Source organism: Azohydromonas lata NBRC 102462 (assembly GCF_001571085.1).
Classification (GTDB): domain Bacteria; phylum Pseudomonadota; class Gammaproteobacteria; order Burkholderiales; family Burkholderiaceae_C; genus Azohydromonas; species Azohydromonas lata.
Window position 1 is genome coordinate 26,393 of record NZ_BCTC01000071.1, and the last position, 7,540, is coordinate 33,932.

9 protein-coding genes are annotated in these 7,540 nt (G+C 72.3%); 3 read left to right on the top strand and 6 right to left on the bottom strand.

Going from position 1 to position 7,540, the window contains the following annotated elements:
* Positions 1-12: 12 nt before the first annotated feature.
* From ALA01S_RS21095 to ALA01S_RS21105, 3 genes are read left to right on the top strand one after another with little or no spacing between them, the layout of a single operon-like run.
* Positions 13-708 (top strand): c-type cytochrome, encoded by a 696-nt coding sequence (locus ALA01S_RS21095; protein WP_066340660.1) that lies wholly within the window; start codon positions 13-15, stop codon positions 706-708.
* Positions 705-1,988 carry a cytochrome c gene (locus tag ALA01S_RS21100; protein ID WP_066340662.1) on the top strand — a complete coding sequence of 428 codons (1,284 nt, stop codon included), beginning with the start codon at positions 705-707 and terminating at the stop codon, positions 1,986-1,988. Before ALA01S_RS21095 ends, ALA01S_RS21100 begins: the two co-directional genes overlap by 4 nt.
* Before the next feature lie 60 nt (positions 1,989-2,048).
* Positions 2,049-2,777 carry a hypothetical protein gene (locus tag ALA01S_RS21105; protein ID WP_066340666.1) on the top strand — a complete coding sequence of 243 codons (729 nt, stop codon included), beginning with the start codon at positions 2,049-2,051 and terminating at the stop codon, positions 2,775-2,777.
* Here the strand turns inward: ALA01S_RS21105 and ALA01S_RS21110 are convergent.
* The 6 genes from ALA01S_RS21110 to ALA01S_RS21135 form a co-directional block, all read right to left on the bottom strand.
* Positions 2,714-3,343 carry a GAF domain-containing protein gene (locus ALA01S_RS21110; RefSeq protein WP_084267784.1) on the bottom strand — a complete coding sequence of 210 codons (630 nt, stop codon included), beginning with the start codon at positions 3,341-3,343 and terminating at the stop codon, positions 2,714-2,716. The genes ALA01S_RS21105 and ALA01S_RS21110 overlap by 64 nt on opposite strands.
* 53 nt (positions 3,344-3,396) lie before the next feature.
* The gene (locus ALA01S_RS21115; protein ID WP_066340669.1) at positions 3,397-4,590 is read right to left on the bottom strand and encodes a GGDEF domain-containing protein; all 1,194 of its coding nucleotides are present in this window, start codon (positions 4,588-4,590) and stop codon (positions 3,397-3,399) included.
* Between the two features lie 205 nt (positions 4,591-4,795).
* Positions 4,796-5,392, bottom strand: coding sequence for a DedA family protein (locus tag ALA01S_RS21120; protein ID WP_066340671.1), 597 nt, complete (start codon positions 5,390-5,392; stop codon positions 4,796-4,798).
* Positions 5,377-5,787 carry a YkvA family protein gene (locus ALA01S_RS21125; protein ID WP_066340673.1) on the bottom strand — a complete coding sequence of 137 codons (411 nt, stop codon included), beginning with the start codon at positions 5,785-5,787 and terminating at the stop codon, positions 5,377-5,379. The genes ALA01S_RS21120 and ALA01S_RS21125 overlap by 16 nt, the downstream gene beginning before the upstream one ends.
* A gap of 89 nt (positions 5,788-5,876) precedes the next feature.
* Positions 5,877-6,872 carry a tripartite tricarboxylate transporter substrate binding protein gene (locus ALA01S_RS21130; protein WP_066340675.1) on the bottom strand — a complete coding sequence of 332 codons (996 nt, stop codon included), beginning with the start codon at positions 6,870-6,872 and terminating at the stop codon, positions 5,877-5,879.
* 14 nt (positions 6,873-6,886) lie between these two features.
* Positions 6,887-7,453, bottom strand: coding sequence for a hypothetical protein (locus ALA01S_RS21135; protein ID WP_066340677.1), 567 nt, complete (start codon positions 7,451-7,453; stop codon positions 6,887-6,889).
* Positions 7,454-7,540 lie beyond the last annotated feature (87 nt).

Here is a 7,540-nt window from a genome sequence, read left to right on the forward strand (position 1 = left end):
GGAGCACCAGCCATGAAGTTTCCACTTTGGGCCAGCCTGATGGCGCTGGCCGCTTCGGCGCAGGCCGCCCAGGCGGCGCCTGTGCCCGACACCATGGCCCAGCGCCTGCAAGCCTGCACGGTGTGCCATGGCAAGGAGGGCAGGGCGACCAGCGAGGGCTACTTCCCCCGCATCGCCGGCAAGCCGGCTGGTTACCTGTTCAACCAGCTCGTGAATTTTCGCGACGGCAGGCGCCACAACGCCACCATGGCCTACCTCGTGGAGCACCTGCCGGACGACTACCTGCGCGAGATCGCCGGCTACTTCGCCGGCCAGAACCTGCCCTACGCCGCGCCCCCGGTCCCCACCGCGCCGCCGCAGCAACTGGCGCTGGGCGCGGCGCTGGTGCGCGAGGGCGACGCGCGCCGGGGCATCCCGGCCTGCACGGCCTGCCACGGCGAGCGCATGACGGGCGTGGTGCCCGCGGTGCCGGGGCTCATTGGCCTGTCGCGCGACTACGTCACGGGCCAGCTCGGCGCCTGGCAGACTGGCCAGCGCCGCGCCGCCGAGCCCGACTGCATGTCCACCATCGCGCGCCGCCTCACGGCGCAGGACGTCAGCGCCGTGGCGGCCTGGCTGTCCGCGCAGCCCGCGCCCGTGGACGCGAAACCGGCGCAGCAGCCCGTGCACCTGCCGCTGCCCATCGACTGCGGGAGTGGCCTGCAATGAGCGCGCGTCTGTCGAAGTTGTTGCGCGGCGCCGCCGTGGCCGTGGTGGCGTTGGCGCTGCTGGCCGCGCTGGTCGCCTGGCTCAACGTGCGCGGCGAGGCGCCGCTGAACGCCACGGCCGGCGAGAGCGCGCCGGCCGACCCCGAAGCCATCGTCCGAGGCGCCTACCTGGCGCGCGCGGGCAACTGCATGGGCTGCCACACCGCGCGTGGCGGCGAGCCCTACGCGGGCGGCCGGCCGCTGGAAACGCCCTTCGGCACCGTGGTGGCGCCCAACCTCACGCCGGACCGCGACACGGGCCTGGGCGCCTGGACGGCCGGCGAGTTCTGGCGCGCCCTGCACAACGGCCGCTCGCGCGACGGGCGGCTGCTGTACCCGGCCTTCCCCTACCCCAACTACACGCTGGTCACGCGCGAGGACTCGGACGCGCTCTTCGCCTACCTGCAAACCCTCGCCCCCGTGGCGCGCCGCAACGACGCGCACGCGCTGCGCTTTCCCTACAAGCTGCAGGCCTCGCTGGCCGTGTGGCGGGCGCTGTACTTCCGGCCCGCGCGCCTCGAGCCGGACCCGGCGAAAACGGCGCAGTGGAACCGCGGCAGCTACCTCGTGCAGGGCCTGGGCCATTGCGTGGCCTGCCACGCGCCGCGCAACTGGATGGGGGCCACCGAAAGCGCGCAGGCCCTGGGCGGCGGCCTCATTCCCATGCAGAACTGGTACGCGCCCCCGCTGGCCCCTGGCCATGGCGAGGCCGGCGCGGCGCCGTGGAGCGTGGACGAGATCGCCCAACTGCTGGGCACGGGGTTCACCTTGCGGGGCGCCGCCATGGGGCCGATGGCGGAGGTCGTCTACGGCAGCACCCAGCACCTGGGCGACGCGGACCTGCGCGCCATGGCGGTCTATTTGCAATCGCTGCCCGCCGCATCGGACGCTGAGGCGCCCGCGGAGCGTGCGGGCGCGCAGACGTTGAAGCTGGGCGGCAAGCTCTATGGCGACCATTGCGCCGCCTGCCATGGCGACGCGGGCCAGGGCGCACCGGGCGCCTACCCGGCGCTGGCAGGCAACCGCGCGGCCACCATGGCCTCGCCCAACAACCTCGTGAAAGCCCTGCTGCACGGGGGTTTTCCGCCGGCCACGCAGGGCAACCCGAGGCCCTACGGCATGCCGCCGTTCAAGCAACTGCTGTCCGAGCGGGACATCGCGGCCGTGGCGACTTACGTGCGCCAGTCCTGGGGCAACCAGGGTTCAACGGTGTCGGAGCTGGACGTTTTGCGGGCCCGCTGACGCGGCGGGCAATAATCGGCCGTTGGTCCCAGTGACCGTATCGTTGAGAAAGAACACAGGATGCCTACCAAGAAGATCGTGGCCGGTAAGAAGGCCGCCGCTCCCAAGACCACGGCCAAGGCCGCTGCCAAGCCCGCCGGCAAGAGCCTGCTGAAGCAGCCCGCGCCCGTGCCGCGCAAGGCCGCGCCGGTGGCCAAGCAAGCCGCCGCCAAGGCCGTGCAGCCCGTGGCCGCCACGACCTTCCGCCTGAAGGTGGAGCTGGCCAAGCTGGCCGACGGCGCCACGACCTTCAAGCAGCTCGCCCGCGCCGTGGGCAAGCTGGCGCAGACGCTGGCCAAGATGGATGAGGCCGGCGGCGTGAAGCTGGAGCAGCCCGTGGGCAACAAGGTGGCCCACCTCGCCACGCAGGACGCCAAGCTCGCCCGCCGTTTCGGCATGGAAGAAGGCCGTGCCCCGCGCGGCGCTGCCGCTCCCGTGGCTCAGAAGGCCGTCGCCAAGAAGGCTGCCGTGAAGGCCGCCGCCCCCGCGCCGGCCCCTGCCGAAAAAGCCCCGGCCAAGAAGGCTGCCGCCAAGAAGGGTGCCGCCAAGAAGGCTGCTGCCAAGGCCGCCCCCGTGGTGGAAGCGGCTGCGCCCGCGCCGGCCCCCGTGGCCGCACCCGCGCCCGCGCCGGCCAAGAAGCCCGCCGCCCGCAAGGCCGCGCGCAAGAAGGCCGCTCCCGTGGCCGCTCAAGCCGCCGCCGACGTGCCGGCCGTACCGTCGGCACCGGCCGACGAAACGCCGGCCTCCTGATCCCGCGCGCATCCCGCGTGCGCCGCGGCGCGGCGGCGATCAGCCGCCCGCCCCTGCTCCTGGCCGCTGCCCAGCCGCCCGCGCTTCATGCGCACGTCGGCGTTGAACACGGCGCGCAGCGCGTCCAGGATGGCCAGCTCCTGCGGCTCCAGCCGGCGCGGTTGCGTGTCCAGCACGCAGATCGTGCCTATGCGGTGCCCGTCCGGCGACTTCAGCGGCGCGCCCGCGTAAAACCGGATGCGCGGCTCGCCGGTGACCAGCGGGTTGTCGGCAAAGCGCGGGTCTCTGGTTGCGTCCTCGACGATGAAGATCTCGTCGCTGGCGATCGCGTGCGCGCAGAAGGCGACGTCGCACGCCGTCTCGCTCACGTCCAGCCCAACGCGGGCCTTGAACCACTGGCGGTGCCCGTCCACCAGCGAAATCAGCGACATGGGCATGCGCAGCTCGCGCGCGGCGTATTCCACCAGCCAGTCAAAGCGCTTCTCGGCCGGCGTGTCCAGCAGCCGCATCGCGTGCAGCGCCTTCAGTCGCGCGTCCTCGTCAGGGACTTTGGGTGGGCGTTGCATGGGCGGCGGCGGGGAGATGTGGCGTCCGGCCGTGGTGTTTACGTGGGCAGTGCCTAAGCGTTGGTCGCGAACGTGTCCCGGTGCAGCCGCGTGCGGTTGCGCCTGAACTGCCTGGCGTACTGCAAGGCCTCGCTGGCGGCCTGGAGCAGCTCGTCGGCGGCGGCATCCAGCGCGGGGCAGACGGCATACACGCCTACGCTCACGCTCACGTGGCCCAACGGGCTGCCTTCGTGCGGCAGCCGCAGTGCTTCCACGCTCACCCTCAACAACTCCGCCATGGCCATTCCGCCCGCCGCGTCGGTGTCGGGCAGCAGCATCGCGAATCCCTGCGCGTTCCAGCGCGCCACGAGATCGCCCGGGCGGCGCTGCACGTTGCGTGCGGCCATGGCCAGGCGCTGCAGGCAGGCGTCGGCCTGCGCGGGGCCGTAGCGGTCGCGGTAGTCCTGGAAGTCGTCCACCTCGATCATCAGCAGCGCCAGCGGCAGGCCGCTGCGCTGCGAGCGGCCCATCTCGGAAGCGAGGTTGCATTGCAAGTGGTGGCGATCGGCCAGGCCGGTGAGCAGGTCCACGGCCGCCACCTGCACCAGTTGCCGGCTCAGTCCGACCGCGTGCGCCTGGGCCTGGCGGCACTGCTCCTCCACCAGGCGCTGCGCGGTGAGGTCGGTGCGCAGCGCCAGCCAGCGCGCCGCATCGCCCGGCCCGCCGCGCAGCGGCACCAGCGTGGTTTCCAGCCAGCGCCGGCTGCCGTCGCGGGCCCTGCAGCGCACCTCGCCCTGCCACAGGCTTTGCGGGGGCAGGGCGGCCAGGGCCGCACCCAAGGCTCCCGGCTGCTGGTCCGCCTCCAGTTGGCCCAAGTCACGGCCCGCCAGTTCCTCGCTGCCGTACTGCGCCAGCCGGCTGAAGCGCTCGTTCACCCGCAGCAGCCGTCCCTTCGCGTCGGCCACGTCCACGGCCAGGTGGGCGTCCACGGCGCGCGCCAGGTCGTGCAGTTGCGCCAGCGCGCCCTGCAAATCGTCGGACAGCCGCCGCTGCGCTTCCATGGCGCGCAGCAGGCAGCCGCCAGCCGCCACGGCCAGCAGCAGCAGCGTGAGCGCGCCGCCGGCCTCCAGGCGCATGCGCACCAGCCATTCGAACAAGGCCAGCACCGCCAGGAGCGCCAGGCAGCCCAGGCCGGCGGCGCCATGGCCGCGCCGCGCCAGCCAGGGCGTTGGGCGGTAGGCAATGGTGGGTGCGATGTCCGGGGGCATGGGGCGGTGGGCGCCGCCGCTTGGGCGGCGTGGGCGTGGGGTCTTCAGCTTTAAGTCGGCTGACAAGGCACGCCTGTGAAGTGCGGCACCTGCCTGCGACGTGAAAAAGTGGCGAGAACCGGCCGCGAGCGGGAAGGCACGGACGCGCCGCTCAAGCGCGCCAGTGCGCGCGGTACCCATGGCAACGCCTCAATGCCTCAATGCCTCAATGCCGGGCGTGCCGGACCACGCGGACGGCGTAGCCCGCCACGAGCAAGATCAGGATGCCGGTGGTGATCGGGTTCATCCAGGCCGCGATGCGCTCGTACTGCTGCTCCAGCAGGAAGCCCGCCGCCGCCAGCAGGCTGCACCACAGCGCGGAGCCCAGCAGCGTCCACAGCGCAAAGCGCAGCGGCGGCAAGGCCGCCAGCCCGGCCGGCAGCGACACCACCGTGCGCACCGCGGGCACCAGCCGCCCAAGCACCAGCACCACCGGGCCGCGGCGGGCAAACCAGCGCTCGGCGCGGTCGATGTCGTCCGGCGTGACGGTCAGCCAGCGGCCATGGCGCTCGGCCAGGCGCTTGAGCCGCGTGCAACCGAGCCAGCGCCCGGCCAGGTACCAGGGCCAGGCGCCCAGGAGCGCGCCCAGCGCGCCCGCGGCCACGACGCCCGCCGTGCTCAGCTTGCCGCCGGCGGCCAGGAAGCCGGCAAACGGCATGATCAGTTCGGAAGGCAGGGGCGGGAACAGGTTCTCGGCCAGCATCAGCGCGGCAATGCCGAGGTAGCCGTGCTGCTCTATGAAGCCGATCACCCATTCAGCCATGTGACTCCTTCACGGTGCAGCCACCAGGCAAGGAGCAGGCCCAGGGCCAGCCACAGCGCGACGATGGCCACCGCCCCCGCGCGGCTGCGCGGCTTGCCCCGCGACTCGCGCAGCCACTGCTCGGCCTGCGCGCGGCACTCGGCCAGCACCTGCGGCGGCAGCAGCCGCACGGTGAGCCAGATCAGCGCGGGCAGCAGGATCACGTCGTCCAAGTAGCCCAGCACCGGGATGAAGTCCGGGATCAGGTCTATGGGGCTGAGCGCATAGGCCACCACGAACATGCCCAGCGCCTTGGCGTACCAGGGCGTGAGCGGGTGGCGGCGGGCGAACCACAGCGTCATCGCGTCGCGCTTGATGCGCCGGGCCCAGGCGCGGCCCGCTTCCAACAGTCCCATAGATCAACGGCACGGCCGGCGCCGCCGGCCTTTCAACACGAAGAAGGGCGCGACTCTAGACGCCTTCTCGACCCAGCCCGCGCGGGGGTTCACTGCCGCTCGATCTTGGCGTCGGCCATCACCTGCGCCCAGCGCTTGATCTCCGAGGCCAGCAGCGATTGCAGCGCCTGCGGCGTGCCGCCTTGGGCGCGCACGCCCAGCTTTTGCAACTGCTGCTGCACCGCGGGCGTGGACAGGGCCTCGTTGGCGGCCTGGTTGAGCCGCGCGACGACGGCCGCCGGCGTGGCGGCCGGCACGGCCAGCGCGTTCCAGGACGCGACGCTGTAGCCGCGCACGCCCGCCTCCTGCACCGTGGGCACGTCGGCCAGCGTCGGAAAGCGCTGGTCGGACGTGACGGCCAGGGCGCGCAGCGTGCCGCCGCTCACCTGCGACAGGAAGGGGCCCAGGATCTCGAAGCCCACGTCGATCTCGCCGCCGCGCAGCGCGCTGAGCACGGCCGCCGACGACTTGTAGGGCACGATGACCGCGTCCATGCCCGCGCTGGTCTTGAACAACTCGGCCGCCAGGTGCTGCGTGGAGCCTATGGAGATGGTGCCTATCGTGAGCTTGCCGGGGTTGGCCTTGGCGTAGGCGATGACCTCGGCCAAGCGCTTGAAGCGCGAGCCTGCGTCCACGAAGGCGGCCAGGTCGAAGAAGCCCAGCGTGCCCACGGGCGCGAGGTCGCGCGTGACGTTGAAGGGCAGCTTCCTGAACAGTCCCTCGCTGACGGCGTTGGAGTTGCTCATCAGGAGCACCGTGTAGCCGTCCGGCGCGGCCTTGGCCACGGCCTGCGTGCCCACGATGCTGCCGGCGCTTGGGCGGTTGTCTATCACCAGGGTCTGGCCCAGCGACTTGGACATCGCCTGCGCCACCGTGCGCGCCGTGATGTCGGCAATGCCGCCGGGGGCGAAGGGGACGATCAGCGTGATCGGCTTCGTGGGCCAGGCCGCCTGCGCGCGCGCAAGGCCCGCGGCCGGCAAGGCCAGCGCGGTGGCCAGCAGGCGGCGGCGCCGGATTCGGGAAGCGGGGGAATGCGTGCCGTTCATGCGTGTGCTCCCCATCAATCGACGTACCAGGCCCACTCGATGGCCGCTACCTGCCCCTGGCGCAGGATGAAGCGCAGCACGTCGCCGTCCGGCCTGTCCCATCCCAGGCGGTAGGCCAGCGCGGCGGGGTCGCGCACGGTGGGCGGACCCAGGCGCGCGAGCACTTGGGCGGCGCTGCTGCCGACTTGCAGGTCTTGAGGCAGGCGCGGGTGCTTCACCGTGAGCTGCACGCTGGCCGGCAGCAGCTTGGGCGGCTGGGTGCCGTTGGCGACGTAGACGGTCACGACCCAGCCGGGGCAGTGAGTCTCTATGACCTCGTCGGTCACCTTGGGGTCGTGCAAATTGGGCTGTGGCCGGGTGTCTATGCGGTCGGGGTTCTCGCAAGGCCGTTCGGCAATCTTGCGGCCCACGTCCTCCAGCGGCTCCAAAGGCATGGGCGGCACGGGCTTGGAGGCGCAGCCTGCCGCCAGCGTTGCTGCCAGCAGCAGGGAGAGCGCGCCGAAGCGCCCGGCGCCTGGGCGCGAAGGTGTCGCGCGGGCCGATGAGACGAAGGAAAGTCGGACGTCGGAGCGGTAAGGCATGCGCGGGAGGATAAGCGGCGGCTTTGGCGTGCCTGGCGGGCGGCTCAACGCTTTTTTTGCAAAAAGCCTCGCCCGCCTGCAATGGCT